At 61.5% G+C, this 18,793-nt stretch carries 21 protein-coding genes; 13 read left to right on the forward strand and 8 right to left on the reverse strand.

Annotated features, from left to right (window positions below):
• Positions 1–37: 37 nt before the first annotated feature.
• From KPG71_RS08785 to KPG71_RS08810, 6 genes are all read left to right on the forward strand, one after another.
• A complete protein-coding gene (locus KPG71_RS08785; protein WP_216337715.1) occupies positions 38–1,024 on the forward strand; it encodes a branched-chain amino acid ABC transporter permease in 987 nt (328 codons plus the stop codon).
• Positions 1,025–1,026: 2 nt separating this feature from the next.
• A complete protein-coding gene (locus tag KPG71_RS08790; RefSeq protein ID WP_216337716.1) occupies positions 1,027–1,281 on the forward strand; it encodes a hypothetical protein in 255 nt (84 codons plus the stop codon).
• A gap of 1 nt (position 1,282) precedes the next feature.
• Positions 1,283–2,359 (forward strand): branched-chain amino acid ABC transporter permease, encoded by a 1,077-nt coding sequence (locus KPG71_RS08795; RefSeq protein ID WP_216337717.1) that lies wholly within the window; start codon positions 1,283–1,285, stop codon positions 2,357–2,359.
• An 86-nt stretch (positions 2,360–2,445) separates the two neighbouring features.
• Complete coding sequence (locus KPG71_RS08800) at positions 2,446–3,729, forward strand: ABC transporter substrate-binding protein (RefSeq protein ID WP_216337718.1); 1,284 nt, start codon at positions 2,446–2,448, stop codon at positions 3,727–3,729.
• Positions 3,730–3,827: 98 nt separating this feature from the next.
• Positions 3,828–4,652 (forward strand): ABC transporter ATP-binding protein, encoded by an 825-nt coding sequence (locus KPG71_RS08805; RefSeq protein WP_216337719.1) that lies wholly within the window; start codon positions 3,828–3,830, stop codon positions 4,650–4,652.
• A 58-nt stretch (positions 4,653–4,710) separates the two neighbouring features.
• A complete protein-coding gene (locus KPG71_RS08810; protein ID WP_216337720.1) occupies positions 4,711–5,931 on the forward strand; it encodes a phenylacetate--CoA ligase family protein in 1,221 nt (406 codons plus the stop codon).
• Between the two features lie 53 nt (positions 5,932–5,984).
• Here KPG71_RS08810 and KPG71_RS08815 read toward each other — a convergent pair whose 3' ends face one another.
• Both KPG71_RS08815 and KPG71_RS08820 read right to left on the reverse strand, forming a co-directional pair.
• Entirely contained in the window at positions 5,985–6,890 is a 906-nt protein-coding gene (locus tag KPG71_RS08815; protein ID WP_216337721.1) for a DMT family transporter, read from the reverse strand.
• Between the two features lie 40 nt (positions 6,891–6,930).
• The gene (locus KPG71_RS08820) at positions 6,931–7,491 is read right to left on the reverse strand and encodes a DUF2585 family protein (RefSeq protein WP_216337722.1); all 561 of its coding nucleotides are present in this window, start codon (positions 7,489–7,491) and stop codon (positions 6,931–6,933) included.
• A gap of 112 nt (positions 7,492–7,603) precedes the next feature.
• Here KPG71_RS08820 and KPG71_RS08825 point away from each other — a divergent pair, with 112 nt between their 5' ends.
• Positions 7,604–8,374, forward strand: coding sequence for an HpcH/HpaI aldolase/citrate lyase family protein (locus tag KPG71_RS08825; RefSeq protein ID WP_216337723.1), 771 nt, complete (start codon positions 7,604–7,606; stop codon positions 8,372–8,374).
• Positions 8,367–9,311 carry a glucokinase gene (locus KPG71_RS08830; RefSeq protein ID WP_216337724.1) on the forward strand — a complete coding sequence of 315 codons (945 nt, stop codon included), beginning with the start codon at positions 8,367–8,369 and terminating at the stop codon, positions 9,309–9,311. Before KPG71_RS08825 ends, KPG71_RS08830 begins: the two co-directional genes overlap by 8 nt.
• A gap of 72 nt (positions 9,312–9,383) precedes the next feature.
• Here the strand turns inward: KPG71_RS08830 and KPG71_RS08835 are convergent, their stop codons facing one another.
• Positions 9,384–10,109, reverse strand: coding sequence for a redoxin domain-containing protein (locus KPG71_RS08835; protein WP_216337725.1), 726 nt, complete (start codon positions 10,107–10,109; stop codon positions 9,384–9,386).
• A 245-nt stretch (positions 10,110–10,354) separates the two neighbouring features.
• Here KPG71_RS08835 and parE point away from each other — a divergent pair, with 245 nt between their 5' ends.
• The 3 genes from parE to KPG71_RS08850 all read left to right on the forward strand — a co-directional run bounded on the left by parE (position 10,355) and on the right by KPG71_RS08850 (position 14,116).
• Positions 10,355–12,313, forward strand: a complete 1,959-nt coding sequence (gene parE, locus KPG71_RS08840; RefSeq protein ID WP_216337726.1) for a DNA topoisomerase IV subunit B — start codon at positions 10,355–10,357, stop codon at positions 12,311–12,313.
• A complete protein-coding gene (locus KPG71_RS08845; RefSeq protein ID WP_216337727.1) occupies positions 12,310–13,143 on the forward strand; it encodes a hypothetical protein in 834 nt (277 codons plus the stop codon). The genes parE and KPG71_RS08845 overlap by 4 nt, the downstream gene beginning before the upstream one ends.
• A gap of 295 nt (positions 13,144–13,438) precedes the next feature.
• Positions 13,439–14,116 (forward strand): hypothetical protein, encoded by a 678-nt coding sequence (locus KPG71_RS08850; RefSeq protein WP_216337728.1) that lies wholly within the window; start codon positions 13,439–13,441, stop codon positions 14,114–14,116.
• 7 nt (positions 14,117–14,123) lie between these two features.
• On the opposite strand, the gene KPG71_RS08855 is transcribed toward KPG71_RS08850, so the two are convergent.
• Together KPG71_RS08855 and KPG71_RS08860 are read right to left on the reverse strand one after the other, a co-directional pair.
• Entirely contained in the window at positions 14,124–14,528 is a 405-nt protein-coding gene (locus tag KPG71_RS08855; protein WP_216337729.1) for a cytochrome c, read from the reverse strand.
• Between the two features lie 62 nt (positions 14,529–14,590).
• Positions 14,591–16,165: a lysine--tRNA ligase gene (locus tag KPG71_RS08860; protein WP_216337730.1), complete on the reverse strand. Its 1,575-nt coding sequence runs from the start codon at positions 16,163–16,165 to the stop codon at positions 14,591–14,593.
• A 117-nt stretch (positions 16,166–16,282) separates the two neighbouring features.
• Between KPG71_RS08860 and KPG71_RS08865 the strand changes: the two genes are divergently transcribed.
• Together KPG71_RS08865 and KPG71_RS08870 are read left to right on the forward strand one after the other, a co-directional pair.
• Positions 16,283–16,708 (forward strand): tellurite resistance TerB family protein, encoded by a 426-nt coding sequence (locus KPG71_RS08865; protein ID WP_216337731.1) that lies wholly within the window; start codon positions 16,283–16,285, stop codon positions 16,706–16,708.
• On the forward strand, positions 16,708–17,118 hold the full coding sequence (locus KPG71_RS08870; RefSeq protein WP_216337732.1) for a L,D-transpeptidase: 411 nt from the start codon (positions 16,708–16,710) through the stop codon (positions 17,116–17,118). The genes KPG71_RS08865 and KPG71_RS08870 overlap by 1 nt, the downstream gene beginning before the upstream one ends.
• A 38-nt stretch (positions 17,119–17,156) precedes the next feature.
• On the opposite strand, the gene KPG71_RS08875 is transcribed toward KPG71_RS08870, so the two are convergent.
• From KPG71_RS08875 to rplS, 3 genes are all read right to left on the reverse strand, one after another.
• The gene (locus KPG71_RS08875; RefSeq protein WP_216337733.1) at positions 17,157–17,966 is read right to left on the reverse strand and encodes a division plane positioning ATPase MipZ; all 810 of its coding nucleotides are present in this window, start codon (positions 17,964–17,966) and stop codon (positions 17,157–17,159) included.
• 179 nt (positions 17,967–18,145) lie between these two features.
• Positions 18,146–18,367, reverse strand: coding sequence for a 50S ribosomal protein L31 (gene rpmE, locus KPG71_RS08880; RefSeq protein WP_216337734.1), 222 nt, complete (start codon positions 18,365–18,367; stop codon positions 18,146–18,148).
• An 11-nt stretch (positions 18,368–18,378) separates the two neighbouring features.
• The gene (rplS, locus tag KPG71_RS08885) at positions 18,379–18,765 is read right to left on the reverse strand and encodes a 50S ribosomal protein L19 (RefSeq protein WP_073034475.1); all 387 of its coding nucleotides are present in this window, start codon (positions 18,763–18,765) and stop codon (positions 18,379–18,381) included.
• Positions 18,766–18,793 lie beyond the last annotated feature (28 nt).

Here is an 18,793-nt window from a genome sequence, read left to right on the forward strand (position 1 = left end):
ATCAGCCGGAACCACGACATTCAGGGAGGATCACAACATGCCTGAGCAGTTAATCTGGGGAACCGAGGTTTTCCTGAACGGTCTGATGGCCGGGGTTCTCTATGCGCTCGTCGCACTGGGCTTCGTGCTGATCTACAAGGCGTCGGGCATCTTCAACTATGCGCAGGGCGTCATGGCCCTGTTCGCCGCGCTGACGCTGGTGGGGATCATGGAGGGGCAGGTGCCCTTCAGCCACCTGATCAACGCGGTGTTCGGCACCGAAGTCCACCATTTCGGCTGGCACGTTCCGGCCTTGCTGGCGATCCTGCTGACGATGGTGGTGATGGTCGTGCTGGCCTGGGCGGTCAATACGCTGATCTTCCGGCATCTCGTCAACCAGGAACCGATCATCCTGTTCATGGCCACCATCGGCCTTGCCTATTTCCTCGAAGGCTTTGGGGACATCATGTGGGGCAGCGACATCAAGAAGCTGGATGTGGGCCTGCCGCAGGGCATCAACCTGGCCATCGACGATTTCACGTTCAACATCTTCGATTACGGTTTCTTCATCGACAATCTCGATCTGGTCGCCACGGCGATTGCCGCCGCGCTGGTGTTCTCGCTGATCGTCTTTGCGCAATACACCAAGCAGGGCCGCGCCATGCGCGCCGTGGCCGACGATCACCAGGCCGCGCTGTCGGTGGGGATCAGCCTGAACTTCATCTGGGTCATGGTCTGGTCGCTGGCCGGGTTCGTGGCGCTGGTCGCGGGCATCATGTGGGGCACGAAATCGGGCGTTCAGTTCTCGCTTTCGCTGATCGCGCTCAAGGCGCTGCCGGTTCTGATGCTGGGCGGCTTCACCTCGATCCCCGGCGCGATTGTCGGCGGGCTGCTGATCGGCGTGGGCGAGAAACTGTTCGAATTCGCCATCGGCTCGATGATCGGCGGCGCGACCGAAAACTGGTTCGCCTATGTTCTGGCGCTGCTCTTCCTCGTCTTCCGGCCACAGGGCCTGTTCGGCGAGAAGATCATCGAGAGGGTATGACGATGACCAAGCTGATCGCCATTGCAAATGTCGTCGCCTGGTCGGGCTTCTGGGCCTTCGGCTATCTCGCCCTGACGGCGGACATCAACGACACCGTGCAGATGGTCACCGCCCTCGTGCTGGCGGCCATCGGCGGGGGGCTGGGAATGCTGGCCTATTTCTGGCTCGTGCGCCATTCCGAAGCGACAGGATACGCAAGGCCGGCCAATCGCGCAGTCAAGCGCGAGGACGATCAAATCCAAGGGGAGGTAATCTGAAATGTTCTATCGTGAAGCCGGTGACTTCAAGACCTCCTATGCCGAGGACAACCAGACATTCCCGATCCGGTTCGACCGCTACCGCTATTACGCGGTTCTGGTCGCTGCCTTCGCCGTGGTGCCCTTCGTCATCAACGACTACTGGGTGAATGCGGTCTTCCTGCCGTTCCTGATCTATTCCATCGCGGCCATCGGCCTGAACATCCTTGTCGGCTACTGCGGGCAGGTCAGCCTCGGCACCGGCGGCTTCATGGCCGTGGGCGCTTATGCCTGCTACAAGCTGATGACGGCCTTCCCCGAGGTGAACATCCTGTTCCATGTCATATTGGCAGGCGGCGTGACGGCCATCGTGGGCGTGTTGTTCGGTCTGCCGTCGCTGCGGATCAAGGGCTTTTACCTGGCGGTGGCCACGCTGGCCGCGCAGTTTTTTCTGGTCTGGCTGTTCAACCGGGTGCCGTGGTTCTACAACTACTCGGCCTCGGGGCAGATCAACGCCCCCGAACGCACGCTGTTCGGCGTGCCGGTGACCGGCGCCGAAACCGCACCCTGGGCCGCCTACCTGTTCTGCCTGGTCTTTACCGTGGTCTGCGCCCTGATCGCGCGCAACCTGACGCGGGGCATGGCCGGGCGCAAATGGATGGCGATCCGCGACATGGACATCGCCGCCGAGATTATCGGCGTGAACCCGTTGCGCGCGAAACTCAGCGCCTTCGCCGTCAGTTCGTTCTTCGTCGGCATCGCCGGTGCGCTGTTCTTCGCGGTCTATCTGGGCGCGGTCGAGGTGGGCGAGGCCTTCGGCATCAACAAGTCGTTCCTCGTGCTGTTCATGGTCATCATCGGCGGCCTCGGTTCGATCTTCGGCAGTTTCGCCGGGGCGGCGTTCCTGGTGCTGCTGCCGGTGCTGTTGAAGAACCTGCTGGTGGGCGGCCTCGGCTGGCCGACCGACCTGGCCGCGCATCTGGAATTCATGATCGTCGGTGGGCTGATCATCGTCTTCCTGATCGCCGAACCGCACGGGCTGGCGCAATTGTGGCGCGTCGCCAAGGAAAAACTGAGGCTTTGGCCCTTCCCGCACTAGGGACGGGCCCGAGGAGAAAAGACCGGGGGCCGAAAACCCCCGGCAATTGACACCATCGGAACAACACCAAGGGAGGATATGAACCGATGAAAACGAAACTGTTTAGCGCAGCCGTGGCGGCCGTGATGGCCGCAGCCCCGGCACTGGCGGATCTGACGATTGTCGATACCAGCTATCGCACCGGGCCCTATGCCGCGAACGGCATCCCGTTCTCGGACGGCTATCAGGATTACTTCACCCTGCTGAATGAACGCGATGGCGGCATCGGCGGTGAAAAGATCAACCTGATCGAATGCGAAACCGGCTACAACACCGAGAAAGGTGTCGAATGCTACGAGGCCACCAAGGGCGAAGGCACGCTGGTTTACGAACCGCTTTCGACGGGCATCACCTATCAGCTGATCCCCAAGGCGACCGCAGACAACATTCCGCTGCACACGCTGGGATATGGCCGCACCTCGGCCAAGAACGGCAAGGTGTTCGAATGGGTCTTCAACTACCCGGCCAACTACTGGGACGGCGCAAGCCACGCGATCACCCACATTCTTGACCAGAACGGCGGGGATATCAGCGGCAAGTCGATTGCTCTGGTCTATCACAACTCGGCCTACGGCAAGGAACCGATCCGCACCCTGGAAAGCCTGGCCGAAAAGCATGGCTATAACCTGACCCTGCTGCCGGTGGATCACCCCGGTCAGGAGCAGAAATCCCAGTGGCTGCAAATCCGCCGCGAAAAGCCCGATTACGTGATCATGTGGGGCTGGGGCGTGATGAACCAGGTCGCCATTCAGGAAGCCGTGAACATCCGTTTCCCGATGGAGAACTTCATCGGCGTCTGGTGGTCGGGCTCTGAAAACGATGTCAAAGCCGCCGGTGAGCGCGCCAATGGCTACAAGGCGCTGACCTTCCACGGCATCGGCTCGGATTACCCGCTTTACGACGACATCCAGACGCATGTCGTGGAAACCGGCAACGCCGCCGGTGCGGGCGATCAGATCGGTTCGGTGCTCTATAACCGTGGCATGTATGCCGCGATGCTGGCCGCCGAAGCGATCAAGACCGCTCAGGAAATCCACGGCACCGCAGCCATCAACGCCACACAGATGCGCGATGGCATGGAAAACCTCGTCATGACCGAAGAAAAGATGGCAGCGATCGGCCTTCCGAACTTTGGCCCCGAGTTCGAGGTAAGCTGTGAAAACCACGGTGGCAACGGCTTTGGCGCCGTGTCGCAGTGGGATGCCGCAGCGGGCGAGTTCACGCTGATCACCGAATACTTCCAGTCGGATCAGGAGGTGCTTGCGCCGCTGGTCGAGGAAGACTCGATGGCCTTCGCCGAGGAAAACGGCATCGAACTGCGCTGCAACTGATCGCGGCCTGACAAAACGACGGAAGCGGCGGGCTGGCCGCCGCTTCCCACCCCACGCAAGAGGGGTCGCCGGTTGCGCGACCCATGATGGAGAGACACATGCTCGACGCAGGACGCACCGACGAGACACTGCTTGAGGTCAACAATATCGAGGTGATCTACAACCACGTGATCCTCGTGCTGAAAGGCGTCAGCCTGAGCGTGCCCAAGGGCGGCATCACCGCCCTTCTGGGGGGCAACGGCGCGGGCAAGACGACGACGCTCAAGGCCATTTCCAACCTGCTGCGCTCGGAACGTGGCGAGGTCACCAAGGGATCTATCAGGTATCGCGGTGATCGCGTGCAGGATCTGGTGCCGTCGGACCTGGTGAAACGGGGCGTCATCCAGGTGATGGAAGGACGGCATTGCTTCGAACACCTGACGGTCGAGGAAAACCTGCTGACCGGCGCCTATACGCGCGGCGCCTCGCGGGGGGACATAGATGCCGACCTGAACATGGTTTACGACTATTTTCCGCGCCTCAAGGAACGCCGCCGCAGTCAGGCGGGCTATACCTCGGGCGGGGAACAGCAGATGGTCGCCATCGGCCGCGCCCTGATGAGCCGCCCGGAAACGATCCTGCTGGACGAGCCCAGCATGGGCCTCGCGCCGCAGTTGGTGGAACAGATTTTCAACATCGTGAAATCGCTCAACGAGAAAGAGGGCTACACCTTCCTTCTGGCCGAGCAGAACACGAACGTCGCCCTGCGGTTCGCCCATTACGGCTACATTCTGGAAAGTGGCCGGGTGGTGATGGACGGCCCCGCCGACGCGCTGCGTGAAAATCCCGACGTCAAGGAATTCTATCTCGGCATGTCGGACGAAGGGCGCAAGAGCTTCCGCGACGTGCGCAGTTATCGCCGCCGCAAGCGGTGGCTCAGCTAAGCCGGGTTTGGATTTGTAAGGTGCCGCCGTCATGCGGCACCCTTCAGAGGAAAGTGATATGTCCAAGTATTTCGACGATCTGGAAACGCGCAGCGCGGACGAGCGCGCCGCCGCGATTGCGCAGGCGCTGCCCCGGCAGATCGAACGCGCTCAGGCCCTGCCCGGTTACGCGGCAACGCTGTCCGCTGTCGATCCGGCGGCCATTCGCGGCGCGGACGATCTGGCCACGCTTCCGGTTCTGCGCAAATCCGATCTGGGGCGCGCGCAGGCAGCCCATGCGCCGCTTGGCGGTCTGACCACGCGCGACCCGTCGGGCTTTGCCCATGTTTTCCAGTCGCCGGGCCCGATTTACGAACCGGGCGGGGACAGCCACGATTGGTGGCGCATGGGGCGTTTCCTGAAGGCCTGCGGTGTGGGCAAGGGCGACATCGTGCAGAACTGCTTTGGCTATCACCTGACACCTGCCGGGATGATTTTTGAAAACGGCGCGCGGGCTGTCGGGGCCGCGGTGCTGCCCGCCGGGACGGGCCAGACCGAGCTTCAGGCGCGCGCGGCCCATGACGTGGGCGTCACCGCCTATGCCGGGACGCCCGATTACCTCAAGATCATCCTCGACAAGGCCGCGGAGCTGGGCCTCGACCTGAACATCACCAAGGCGGCAGTGGGCGGCGGGGCGCTGTTCCCGTCGCTGCGGCAGGAATACGCGGATCGCGGGATCGCCTGCCTGCAATGCTATGCCACCGCCGATCTGGGCAACATCGCCTATGAATCCGATGCCCAGGAGGGCATGATCGTGGACGAGGGCGTGATCGTCGAAATCGTCACCCCCGGCACCGGCGATCCGGTCAAACCCGGCGATGTGGGCGAGGTCGTGGTGACCACGCTCAACCCCGATTACCCGCTGATCCGCTTCGCCACGGGCGATCTGAGCGCGGTGATGGAAGGGGTCAGCCCCTGCGGCCGCACCAATATGCGCATCAAGGGCTGGATGGGCCGTGCCGACCAGACCACCAAGATCAAGGGCATGTTCGTACGCCCCGAACAGGTGGCCGCGCTGGTGGCCCGGCATGACGAAATCTCCAGGGCCCGCGTCATCGCCACCCGCGAGGGCGAGATGGACGTGATGACCGTTCAGATCGAAGCCGATGGCGGCGATGCCGATACCTATGCCGGATCGGTCACCGAGGCGCTCAAGCTCAAGGGCCGGATCGAGATCGTGGCCAGGGGCAGCCTGCCCAATGATGGCAAGGTGATCGAGGATCAGCGCAGCTACGACTGAGCCGCCTGGCAAGGGCCGTTCCTGACCTGTTCAGGGGCGGTCCACGCCTTGCGCTATTGCATGGGCGGCGGCCCGACCCGTGGCTGCGGCACATTCCGCATCCGCCGCCGATGGCGCAGGACCCACAGGTTCGACACGAACAGAACCCCGATCACCACCGCGCCCCCCGCCAACGCCCAAGGGCCGGGGTCTTCGCCGATCACGGCCCAGACCAGCAGCGGCGCCAGCACCGATTCCAGCAGGATCAGCAAGGCCACCTCGGCGGAGGCTATATAGCGGGGGCCAAGGGTCAGCAGGGTGGTGGACACGGTGATGAACGCGCCGTGCCCCAACAGCAGCGGCCATTGCGACGGCATCGCCGCGCCGGGATCGGCAAACGGCCAGATCACCAGCGACGCCCCCAGATAGGCCACCGGAATGGCGGGCACCATCGAGGTGTTGCGCACCTTGCGCACCGCCGTCATCGCGGCGGCGAAACTGGCCGATACACCAAGCGCCATCAGGTCGCCCTGCCAGGATGCGCCTTCGGTTTCGCCCGACCCCCATGCGATGATGCCAAGCCCCGCGAACACGCCCATCATGGTCAGAACCATGCGGCGGCTGATCGTCTCGCCCAGAAACACCCGGCTGAAGATCGCTGCGAATACGGGCATCGAGGCGATGATGAAAACCACATTGGCCACGCTGGTCCATGTCACGGCCAGCACGAAACCCGGCGCCGTCGTGGCGATCAGAGCTGTATAGATCAGCCCCGGCCAGCCCGTGCGCGCCACGTCCCGGAACCCGCGAAACCCCATCACGGCCAGAACCCCGATCAGGATGAACCCGCCGGATGTGACCCCACGCCAAAAGGTGATCGTCGGCGCGGAGGCCTCGATCAGCCGGACAAAAAGGGAATCCGGCACCACGAACAAAACGCCGATCGCGGTGATCAGCAGCCCTTTGACATGATCGTTCATGATGAAATCTGTCGGGGGTTTGCCGCGAAAAGTAAAGCCCTCAGCCCCCGGCCTGCCACTCCATGATCGCGTCTACCGGCCATAGCAGCATCACCACGTTCAGGGTCAGCCCGTCGCGGATGATGACAGCTGTCAACAGCTCGAACCCGATCACGATGGCCACGCTCGCCCAGACGGGGATCACCCGCGCCAGCCAGAACCCGACGAACATCGCCACGATATCCGAGACCGAATTCAGAACGCTGTCGCCGATATAATCCATCGAGATCGTCGTTTCCCGATAGCGCGCGATCACCGCGTCGGTGTTCTCGACGATCTCCCAGGCGCATTCCACCACCGTCGCGATGACCAGACGCCAGCCGAGGGTCATCGGGCGGGCCACCAGCCAGAGCGCGGCGTAGAAGAGGAAACCGTGCAGCAGGTGGCTGGGCGTGTACCAGTCGGCCAGTTGCTGATTGGCCTCTTCACTGCCCACGGTGCCCCAGAAATCCACGTAACCGCAGGGGCAGATCGCGCCGCGCCCCATACCCAGCAGTATGGCGGCGGTGGCCAGCGTGATCAGGCCAGTGACCAGATAGGAAAACCGTGTCGAACGCAACATGGCGCGACCAAATCACAGCGCACGGATACTGTCCATCGTGTTGCCCTTCTTGCCGTGGTGCTTTTCTTTCGCGCGATCTATCCTGTCGCCAAATCATGACAGGAGACCCACGATGCCAGCCCCCGAAAACCACCTGAAAAAGGCCCTTGCCAGTGGGCAGAGGCTCTATGGCTGTTGGGCCACCTTCGCCGATCCCTACGCCACCGAAATCATGGCGACCGCCGGGTTCGACTGGCTGGTGATCGACGGCGAACACGCCCCGAACGACCTGCGCAGCATGATGCATCAGTTGCAGGTGATGCATGGCCGGGGAACCCAGCCGGTGGTGCGCCTGCCAATGGGCGAGGCATGGGCGATCAAGCAGGTTCTGGATATCGGTGCGCAATCCCTGTTGATCCCGATGGTCGAAAGCGCCGAACAGGCCCGCGATCTGGTGCGCGCCACGCGCTATCCGCCGCAGGGCATTCGCGGCTCGGGCGCGGCCTCGGCGCGGGCCACGCAATTTTCGACCGACCTCGATTACATCGCCACGGCGAATGACCAGATTTGCCTGTTGGTGCAGGTCGAAAGCCGCGCCGGGATCGAGGCGCTGGACGACATCCTTGCCGTTGATGGGGTGGATGGCGTGTTCATCGGCCCTTCGGACCTGTCCGCCGATATGGGGTATCTTGGCGATACCCGCGTCGATGAGGTGCAACAGGTGATCCGAGATGCGCTTGGCCGCATCGCCGCCAGCGACAAGGCGGCGGGCATTCTGGCGATTGATCACGAGGTCGCCCGCACCTATCGCGACTGGGGCGCGCAGTTCCTTGCGGTCGGGATCGACGTTCTGATGCTGGCCCATGCCGCGCGCGCCACGATGGACCGCTGGCGCGATGGCTGATCTGTGCCTGCTGGCGGATGTCGGGGGCACCAATACCCGCGTCGGGCTGGCCGCTCGTCGCGGGTTGCTGCCCGACAGCACGCGCAGTTACGCGAACGCCGGTTTTGCCGGACTGGCGCCGCTGTTGGCGGCGTATCTCGACGCGGTGCAACCCGGCCCCGTTGCCGCGCTTTGTGCCGGGGTGGCCGGGCCGGTGCGAACCAGCGGGGCGCAACTGACCAATCTCGACTGGTTCATCGCGCCCGACGATCTGCGCACCGCCACCGGCGCGGGGCAGGTGCACCTGATCAACGATTTGCAGGCGCAGGCCTGTGCACTGGATGACCTGCCCGACAGCGCGTTTGTCCCGATCCTGCCGGGGCAACCGCAGCCAGACGGCGCACGGCTCGTGCTTGGGCTGGGGACAGGGTGCAACGTGGCCGTGGCGCATCGTGTGAGCGGCAGGCTGTTCGTTCCCGCGGCGGAGTCCGGCCATACCGGGCTGCCCCACGGCGATGCGCGGCTCAACGCGCTGACAGAACATCTGGCGCAGACCCATCCCCACAAACCGATCGAGGCCGCGCTGTCCGGTCCCGGCCTTTTGCGCCTTCATCGCTGGCTGGGAGGGAGGGCATCGGACACCCGCCAGATCATCCACAACCATGCCGACGGAACGGGTGCAGCGGCCAGCGAAACGCTGCGCATGTTCACGCATTTGCTGGGAACCGTGGCCGGCGATCTGTGCCTGCATCACATGGCCACGGGCGGGCTTTACCTGATCGGCGGCACGGCACGGGCCATCGCCCCATATCTTGCCGCATCGGACTTCGCCGACTCCTTCGCGGCCAAGGGGCCTTATTCCGCCATCCTGCGGGATATCCCGGTGACCCTGATCGCCGACGATACCGCCGCCCTCAGGGGGTGCGCCCGCTATCTCGCCCAACTGCGCCCGGAGTGACGCCCGGCAGCCCAATGGGCCGTCCGGGCAAGTTCGTGAGTGGTGGTGGTGCGCGTCAGGTTCGCCGGTCGCTCAGGACCGGGCAAACCCATTGGGGTGGACGACCTTGAGGTAACTCTTCACGCGGGTCCAGTCCTTGCCGTAAAGGCTGGTCAGGCGGGTATCTTCATCCTGCCCCGGCCGCGCCAGCAGATCGTCGCCCGGCTGCCAGTCGGCCGGCACGGCCAGCTTGGTCCGTTCCGCAATCTGCAACGCCTGAGCCGCGCGCAACACCTCTTCGCTCGAGCGGCCCACATATGCCGGATAATCGAACATCATCCGCACCTGCAGGGCCGGGTCGATGATGAAACTCTTCCGGATACTGTGGTTCGGATCGTTCTTGGGATGGATCAGCCCCATTCCCCGCGACAGCTTGCCGTGAGGGTCCGAAAGAACCGGGAACTCGATCGACAGGTCAAAGGTTTCTTCCACCCCCTCGACCCATTCCATCGTGTCTTCGAGCGATCCTATCGAGATCGCGGCCACGGCGATCCCCGCCTTTTCGAACTCGTCCTGATACACCGCGAGCGATGCCAGTTCGGTAGAACACAGCGGCGCAAAGGCCGACCTGTGGCTGAAGAAATAAACCCAACGGCCCTCGGCCCAGTTGTGAAAGTAGAAGTCGCCCTGCGTGCCCCAAGCCTTGAAATTGGGGAAGATGTCGCCAATTTGGGGGGTCCAGATTTTGGTGGTCTTGTACCCGCGCGGAATCTCGATCCATTCGTCGTCGGGATTGACCACCTGGAGGAAGTCTTTCATTTTGCGGCCCACTAGTTTTTCGCGTCAAAACCAAGCTGCACTGTGGAAACCAAACCTTAGGTTGTATTTTGAATGCCGATCGTGGCGAAATTGGGGCAAAATATTAATTTGAGATTTATATTTTTGACGCGCTCGATTTACCGCGACATGCCCCCGTCTGGCAGGAAAGACGCGCAGCCCCACTTTCCCCGCCTCGCGCCCTCTGCCATAATGCCCGCCAACCCATAAAACCAAGAGCAGCGCACATGGCCGACGATCTTCTGACACCTGCCGAGTCCACCGATTACGACGCCTCCTCCATCGAGGTGCTCGAAGGGCTGGAACCCGTCCGCAAACGCCCCGGCATGTATATCGGCGGCACCGACGAACGGGCGCTGCACCACATGGTTGCCGAAATCCTCGACAACTCCATGGACGAGGCCGTGGCAGGCCACGCCAACCGGATCGAGGTGGAACTGCACGAGGATTACTCGCTCACCGTGCGCGACAACGGGCGCGGCATTCCCATCGACCCACACCCCAAATTCCCCGACAAATCCGCGCTCGAGGTGATCCTTTGCACCCTGCACGCGGGCGGGAAATTCAGCGGCAAGGCCTACCAGACTTCGGGCGGGTTGCACGGGGTGGGTGCCTCGGTGGTCAACGCGCTGTCGGATTCGATGGTCGTGCAGGTCGCGCGCAACAAGGAAGTCTACGAACAGCGCTTTTCGCGCGGCACCCCGCTGGGGCCGGTCGAAAAGGTCGGACAGGCCCCCAACCGGCGCGGCACCACGATCACCTTCCATGCCGACGAGGAAATCTTCGGCTCGCACCGCTTCAAACCCTCGCGCCTGTTCAAATCCATCCGCTCCAAGGCCTACCTGTTCTCGGGCGTTGAAATCCGCTGGAAATCCGCCATTGCCGAGGGCGACACCCCGCAAGAGGCGACGTTCCATTTCCCCGGCGGCCTGTCGGATTTTCTCAAGGAAACGCTGGGGCAGGCGGCCACCTATTCCGATCAGCCCTTTGCCGGAACCGTCGATTTTCAGGAACGCTTCGGCACGCCGGGCAAGGTGGAATGGGCGGTCAACTGGACGCCCTCGCGCGACGGGTTCATCCAGAGCTACTGTAACACCGTCCCCACCCCCGAGGGTGGCACCCATGTCGCCGGGTTCTGGGCCGCGATCCTCAAGGGGATCAAGGCCTATGGCGAATTGGTGAACAACAAGAAGGCGGGCAACATCACCCGCGACGACCTGATGGCAGGCGGCTGCGCGCTGGTGTCCTGTTTCATCCGCGAGCCCGAATTCGTCGGCCAGACCAAGGACCGCCTCGCCACGACCGAGGCACAGCGCCTTGTCGAAAACGCCGTGCGCGACCATTTCGACAACTGGCTGGCGTCCGATACCAAATCCGCCGGGGCGATCCTCGATTTCCTCGTCCTGCGCGCCGAAGAACGCCTGCGCCGCCGTCAGGAAAAGGAAACGCAACGCAAATCCGCCACCAAGAAACTGCGCCTGCCCGGCAAGCTGGTCGATTGCTCGTCCAACACCCGCGAGGGCACGGAACTGTTCATCGTCGAGGGTGACAGCGCGGGCGGCTCGGCCAAGATGGGCCGCGACCGGAAAACACAGGCGCTGCTGCCGCTGCGCGGCAAGATTCTGAACGTGCTGGGCGCGGCCAGTTCCAAACTGGGCAGCAATCAGGAAATCAACGACCTGACGCAGGCGCTCGGTGTCGGGCTGGGCACGAAATTCAACATCGACGACCTGCGCTATGACAAGATCATCATCATGACCGACGCCGACGTGGACGGCGCGCATATCGCCTCGCTCCTGATGACGTTCTTCTTCACCCAGATGCGCCCGATGATCGACGCGGGCCACCTCTACCTGGCCTGCCCGCCGCTCTACCGCCTGACGCAGGGCGCCAAACGCGTCTATTGCATCGACGAGGCCGAGCGCGACGCATGGCTGGAAAAGGGCCTTGGCGGCAAGGGCAAGATCGACGTGTCACGCTTCAAGGGCCTTGGCGAGATGGACGCCAAGGACCTGAAAGAAACCACGATGGACCCGAAAACCCGCAAACTGATCCGCGTCACCATAGACGAGGACGAACCGGGAGAGACTGGCGACCTGGTCGAACGCCTGATGGGCAAAAAGCCGGAACTGCGGTTCCAGTATATTTCCGAGAACGCGAGGTTCGTGGAGGAGTTGGATGTTTGAATAAGCTTATCACGCTGTTATTCAAAAAAGCGCTAATTCGTAGCCTGAATAAAAAAGCGCCTTCTAGATTCCGCTACAGCGTAGAGAATGATTTTTACAGCATTGTTATAAAAAAACAGGGTGATGAATACGGCATATTAGTCGACTCGATGAACCCTACTACGATCAAGGGCAGGCTTTGGACAGGAAGCAGGTACCAAATCCCAGCCTCAATTAGCTTTGACCGTTTGCAAAAACCAATTTTGGAAGTAACGAGATTTTACGGATTTGAACAAATTCGCTACTCAGGGCTTTGGGATTTTTGGTGTGGTGAAATATTTCAGTTGCCGTTTCTACATTGGCTAGCATCGACAGTAAAACAAAAGTTCTTTGAAGCGACTACAAGATTCCGCCACAGCCGCATGGATGTCCTAAAGAAGTTGGTTGAAAAGCATCTTGATACAGCAGTGCGACAGAACGGGCTGTTATTTGAAGCTAATCAGAAAAGTATTATTCAAATGTTCTCGGATTGCTATGGCGCGCGTGTGTTCGCTCATTCAGCGTACAGTGCAGAAAGTGCCCATTTTCGCCTAATAATAGAGTCTCTTGCTGAAACAGGTGACCTGAATAAGAAAAATCGTCATGAGTTTGAATTATCACCCAAAGCACTTGCTACTATTGCTGAGTACGAACAAGCTGAAAGGCGCCATAAAGACAACATAAGACTAAATTGGCTGATTGCTGTACTTACACTGGTCATTGCCGCATCAACGGCACTTCAAGGCTGGCAAGCATTTCAATTACTGAATGAGGCGACGCCAAGCCCTAAGCTAGATCAAACATCTCGCTAATTACTTTCCCTTTATATACTGATAGCTAACCACCTCATATCTTTGCGGTCTGACCCACCACCCGCCACCCTCCCGAAATCCGTTCCGTACAAAACCCACCCCCGTTTCGTACAAAACCCCACCGCACGTCCCGTTAACCCCGCCGGATACCGCCCCCCGCACCGACGCGATACCGACGTGATGCCGATGCGATGCCGAACCGGGTTTTGGCCGATTAACCAACGCCTTATGCCCGATTCACCGCCCCGGACGATTTGCGCTGTCCGCTCCGGTCATCTCTTGCTAACCTTTGTCCATGCGCTGGTTCTGGATTCTCGTTCCCTTCTTTCTGATTTCCTGCGGTCGTCCCCTGACACCGACCGAGGCCGCCTTCGCCACCCGCATACATGGCGACAGCCTGAACACCGACCGCATCCGCGTGGTCGACGGCGCATTGATCGGCAAGGTCACCTACCCCCGCCAGAAACGCCCGCGCCTGACCTGCCGGGAACGCATCCTGCCCGAGCCGACAACCCCCACCGTCACCGTCGCCCCGGCGGCCGTGGTGGTGCATAACAAGGTGTTTTTCTCCAAGGACTGGTATGAGCCCGACTACATGCCACAATATCCTGCGTTCATGAGCCTCGTGCATGCCATGATCTTTGCCCATGAAATGACCCATGTCTGGCAATGGCAGAACCGCCGCCAGACGGGCTATTCGCCCCTGCAGGCCATGCGCGAACACCGCGTCAGCGACGATCCCTACCTGTTCGATATCTCGACCAGATCCGACCTTCTGGACTATGGTTACGAACAGCAAGCCAGCATCGTCGAGGAATACGTGTGCTGCGCCACGCTCGACCCTGACGCGCCGCGCACCGAACGCCTGCGCGCCATGCTGTCCGACGCCTTCCCGCTCGGGGATCTGCCGGAGCCGAACACCGTTCTCCTGCCTTGGAAGGGCGTTCAGTTGAAAGGCATATGCCGCATCTAAGCTCTTGTTACTGCTGGATACTTTCCAGATAAACCAGCAGCGCCGCCAAGGGGCGCGGCGTGGGGGTCAGCACCCCGTCGCCCACATCCACGGGCACGGTATCGCCTTCCAGCAGCAGGCCGAATTCCGGCATATCCTTGCCCGGCAATCCGGTGCGGTCATACCCGTCGATCACGCTCAGAACACGGGCGCGGGGGAACTGGCCGTTCTCGCTCAACCGGGTCAGGTCAGCCGGGCGCGGGTCCATCGCATCGGCCCATTCGCCATCGCCCGTGCCCGAAACCCCGTGGCACTGCGCGCAATTGGCGTTGAACAATGCCTGCCCCTCGGGCGGTTCGGGCATTGACGGGGCCTTGGCGCAGGCCACGGCCAGCCCGGTAATTCCAAGTGAAATCAATGCGATACGTTTCATGCCCCGGCTCTCCTTTTGCAGGTCAGCCTAGCAAGCCGCCCCGCTCCCCGCAATGGCGCAGATCAGGCCAGCTTGCCGGCCAGCGCATCGTCGATCAGCCGCACGGTTTCGTCCACGCCATAGAGCGCGATGAACCCGCCGAACCGCGGCCCTTGCGACGCGCCCAGCAGAACCTCGTACAGCGCCTTGAACCAGTCGCGCATCGGGTCGAACCGCTCGCGCCCGCAAGCAAAAACAAGGCCTTGCAGCTCTTCTGCATCCGCCGTGCCGTCCCAGGCCTGCAGCTTGTCGCGCAACTCCTCCAGCGCCTCGCGCTCCAGATCGGTGGGCGCGCGGTAGGTTTTGCCGGGCTTCACGAAGTCGTTGTAATAGCGCACGGCAAACCCGGCCGCAGCGTCCAGATCGGCATGGGTTTCCGGGCTGGCCTCGGGCGCATACCGCCGGATGAAGCCCCACAGCGTTTCCTTGTCCTCGGCCCCCGCGACCGAGGCGAGGTTCAGCAGCATCGAGAACGGCACCACCATGCGGCTTTCGAGCACGTCGCCGTTGTGAATATGGTAAACCGGGTTGTTCAACTGCGCCTTGATGTCCTGATCGGGATAGGCGCGCAACTGCTGGTGATATTCGTCCACCGCCTTGGGAATCACGTCGAAATACAAGCGCTTGGCCGTTTTCGGCTTCTGATACATGAAATAGCTCAGGCTTTCCGTCGAGGCATAGCTGAGCCATTCATCTATGCTGATCCCGTTGCCCGAGGATTTGGAAATCTTCTGGCCGGTGTCGTCGAGGAACAGTTCATAGGTGAAATGTTCGGGCGCTTTCCAGCCAAGGATCTGGCAGATGCGGTCATAGATCGGCGTGTTGGTGGAATGGTCCTTGCCATACATCTCGAAATCCACGCCAAGCGCGGCCCAACGGGCGCCGAAATCGGGCTTCCATTGCAGCTTCACGTTGCCGCCGGTGACGGGCAGGGTCCATTCACGGCCCTCTTCGTCGTCAAAGGTGATCGTGCCATCCTTGGCGTTCACCTCTTTCATCGGCACATAAAGAACCCGGCCCGTTTCGGGATGCAGCGGCAGGAAGATCGAATAGGTCTGCCGGCGTTCCTCGCGCAGGGATTTCAGCATGACGGCCATCAGGTCGTCATAGCGTTCGACCGCGCGCAACAGCACCTCGTCGAACCGGCCCGAGCGGTAGAACTCGGTGGCCGAGATGAATTCATAGTCGAACCCGAACGTGTCCAGGAACCGGCGCAGCATGGCGTTGTTGTGGTGGCCAAAGCTGTCATGCGTGCCGAACGGGTCGGGCACACTGGTCAGCGGCTTCTGCAGGTGTTCGTGCAACATGTCCTGATTGGGCACATTGCCCGGCACCTTGCGCATACCGTCCAGATCGTCGGAAAAACAGATCAGCCTGGTCGGGATGTCGCTGATCACCTCGAAGGCGCGGCGGATCATGGTGGTGCGCAGCACCTCGCCGAATGTCCCGATATGCGGCAGGCCCGATGGCCCATAGCCGGTTTCGAACAGCACATAACCCTTTTCGGGCGGTGCCTTCTCATACCGTTTGAGCACGCGGCGCGCTTCTTCAAAAGGCCAGGCTTTCGAACTCATCGCGGCATCGCGTATCTCGGACATGATTTTCTTCCCGTGTTTTCCTGTGCGCAAAGGCGCGCCAAGGTCGCTCGCTTCCTATTGCCGAGGGGCGGCACAGTCAATATTCTGCGCTGCAACATACCCCCGAAAGGATCTCCGATGAACGATCAAGTTCCACACCCGCTGACACCCCAGGATTGTCTTGTGGCCGTGATGATCGCGGTCTCGGCCTCGGACGAGCAAATCCGTACAGCCGAACTGGTCAAGATCGAATCGGCGGTGAACAATCTCCCGATCTTCGGCAGCTACGATTTGGACCGGATGAACGTGATGGCGCAAACGGTTTTCGACCTTTTCAGCGTCGAGGACGGGCTGGACGCGTTGTTCGGACTGGTGCGGGACAACCTGCCCGAACACCTGTTTGAAACAGCCTATGCGCTGGCCTGCGACGTGGCCGCCGCCGATGGGACGATCCAGCACACCGAACTGCGCCTGCTGGAAGAAATCCGGTACGAGTTGAATATCGACCGCCTGCATGCGGCGGCGATCGAGCGGGGCGCACGCGCACGGCACATGACGGCCTGATGCGCTGGTGGGTATTGGTCTGGCTGGCGATGGCGCTGCCTTCGCTGGCGGCCGAGGTCGAAGCGCGTATCGACCTGTCCGATCAGGAAATGACGGTTTTCATCGACCGGACCGAAACCTATCGCTGGCCCGTCTCCACGGCGCGGGCGGGGAAGTTCACCCCGACGGGCCTTTATGCCGCGCAGGCGCTGAAGCCGATGCACTATTCCACGCTATATGACAATGCGCCGATGCCGTGGTCGATCTTCTTCTCGGGCAATTTCGCCATTCATGGCACGACACAAACAGATCGGTTGGGATCGCCGGCGTCGGCAGGGTGTGTGCGGCTGCACCCCGACAATGCCCGCATCCTGTTCGATCTGGTGCGCGAAAACGGTCGCGCCCATACCCTGATCGAGATTGTCGAGTGACATACGCGATGACCGGGTTCGCCTGCGGTGTTGAAACCTCAGAAATCCGCGTCGACGCCGGGCAGGTTCAGGGCCTTGACCAGGTCGCGTAGCTCCTGCCGCGCCGCGATATTCGAGATATTGAGCTGCTTGACCCCGATATCCTTGAGATCCAGCAGGGTCAGCCCCCGCGGAAACAACTCCCGGAAGATCACCCGCTCGTTAAATCCGGGGGCCACACGGAAACCGATGCGTTTGGCCAGATTGTCCAGCGCTTCGCCCATCTTCTTCTTGTTGACCATTTGCTGCGCGCCAAGGCGGTTGCGCACCACCACCCAGTCGATGGGTTTGAGGCCCGCCTGCGCCCGCAACTGACGCGCGCTCCAGACCATCTCGGAATAGACGGATGGGCCGACGATCTTCTTGCCGTCACTGTCCACATGCGCCAGCAGGTCGAAATCGACAAAGCTGTCGTTCAGTGGAGTGATCAGCGTATCGGCCAGGGAATGGGCCACCTGGCTCAGGCGGGTATGCGAACCGGGGCAGTCGATCACGATGAAATCGCTGTCGGGTTCCAGTTCGGCCACCGCCGCCGAAAGGCGACGGTCATACATGTTTTCACCGGGTTTCAGGCTGGCCTGATCCACTTCGGGCAGGTCGTGATAATAGGGGCTTGGCAGGTCGAGGCCCGATTTCTTCAGAAACGCCGCGCGGTTCGCGGCATAGCGGCCAAAGGTTTTCTGGCGCAGATCCAGATCCAGCGCGCTGACCTTGTGCCCCAGCCGTGCCAGCGCCGTCGCCACATGCATCGACACCGTGGATTTGCCTGCGCCGCCCTTTTCATTGCCGACGACGATGATATGCGCCATGTCCGTTCCCCTGTCCCTTATCCGGGCTGCATTGTTTGCGGCACATTATCTGCGGGGGGCTGGATTGGAAAGAGACTGTTGCACCGCGAAATCGCTTTCCAGCCCGGTTGCAGGCGGGCCGGAAACGCAAAACGCCGCCCCTTGGGGCGGCGCTGCAATCCTGCATCGGTCGCGTGGCTTCAGAAGCCCAGACCGGCGTATTTGTTCTTGAACTTCGAAACGCGGCCGCCGGTGTCCATCAGGCGCGAGCTGCCACCGGTCCATGCCGGGTGCGCCGACGGGTCGATGTCGAGCGACAGCGTGTCGCCTTCGGCGCCATAGGTCGAACGCATCTGCACGATGGTGCCATCGGTCAGCTTGACGTCGATGACGTGATAATCGGGGTGTGTGTCTTTTTTCATCGTGCCGCTCCTTATGCCGACTTGTCGGTCTTCTTGGGCTTGTAGGTGCTGTCCTCGGCGATCCGGGCCGATTTGCCCCGGCGCGAGCGCAGGTAATACAGCTTGGCGCGGCGGACGCGGCCACGGCGCACAACGGTGATGCTGTCGATGTTGGTCGAATACAGCGGGAACACACGTTCCACGCCTTCACCGAAGGAAATCTTGCGGACGGTAAAGCTGCCGGCAATGCCTTCGCCGTTCTTGCGGCTGATGCAGACGCCTTCGAAGTTCTGTACGCGCGAACGGGTGCCTTCCGTCACCTTGTAACCGACACGAATCGTGTCACCGGCCTTGAAATCCGGGATGGTCTTGCCGAGTTCCGAGATTTGCTCGGCTTCCAGTTGAGCGATCAGATCCATCGCTTTTCTCCTATCTGCTTGCGGTTTG

The sequence above is a fragment of the Roseovarius sp. PS-C2 genome, assembly GCF_018862045.1.
Taxonomy (GTDB): Bacteria; Pseudomonadota; Alphaproteobacteria; order Rhodobacterales; family Rhodobacteraceae; genus Roseovarius.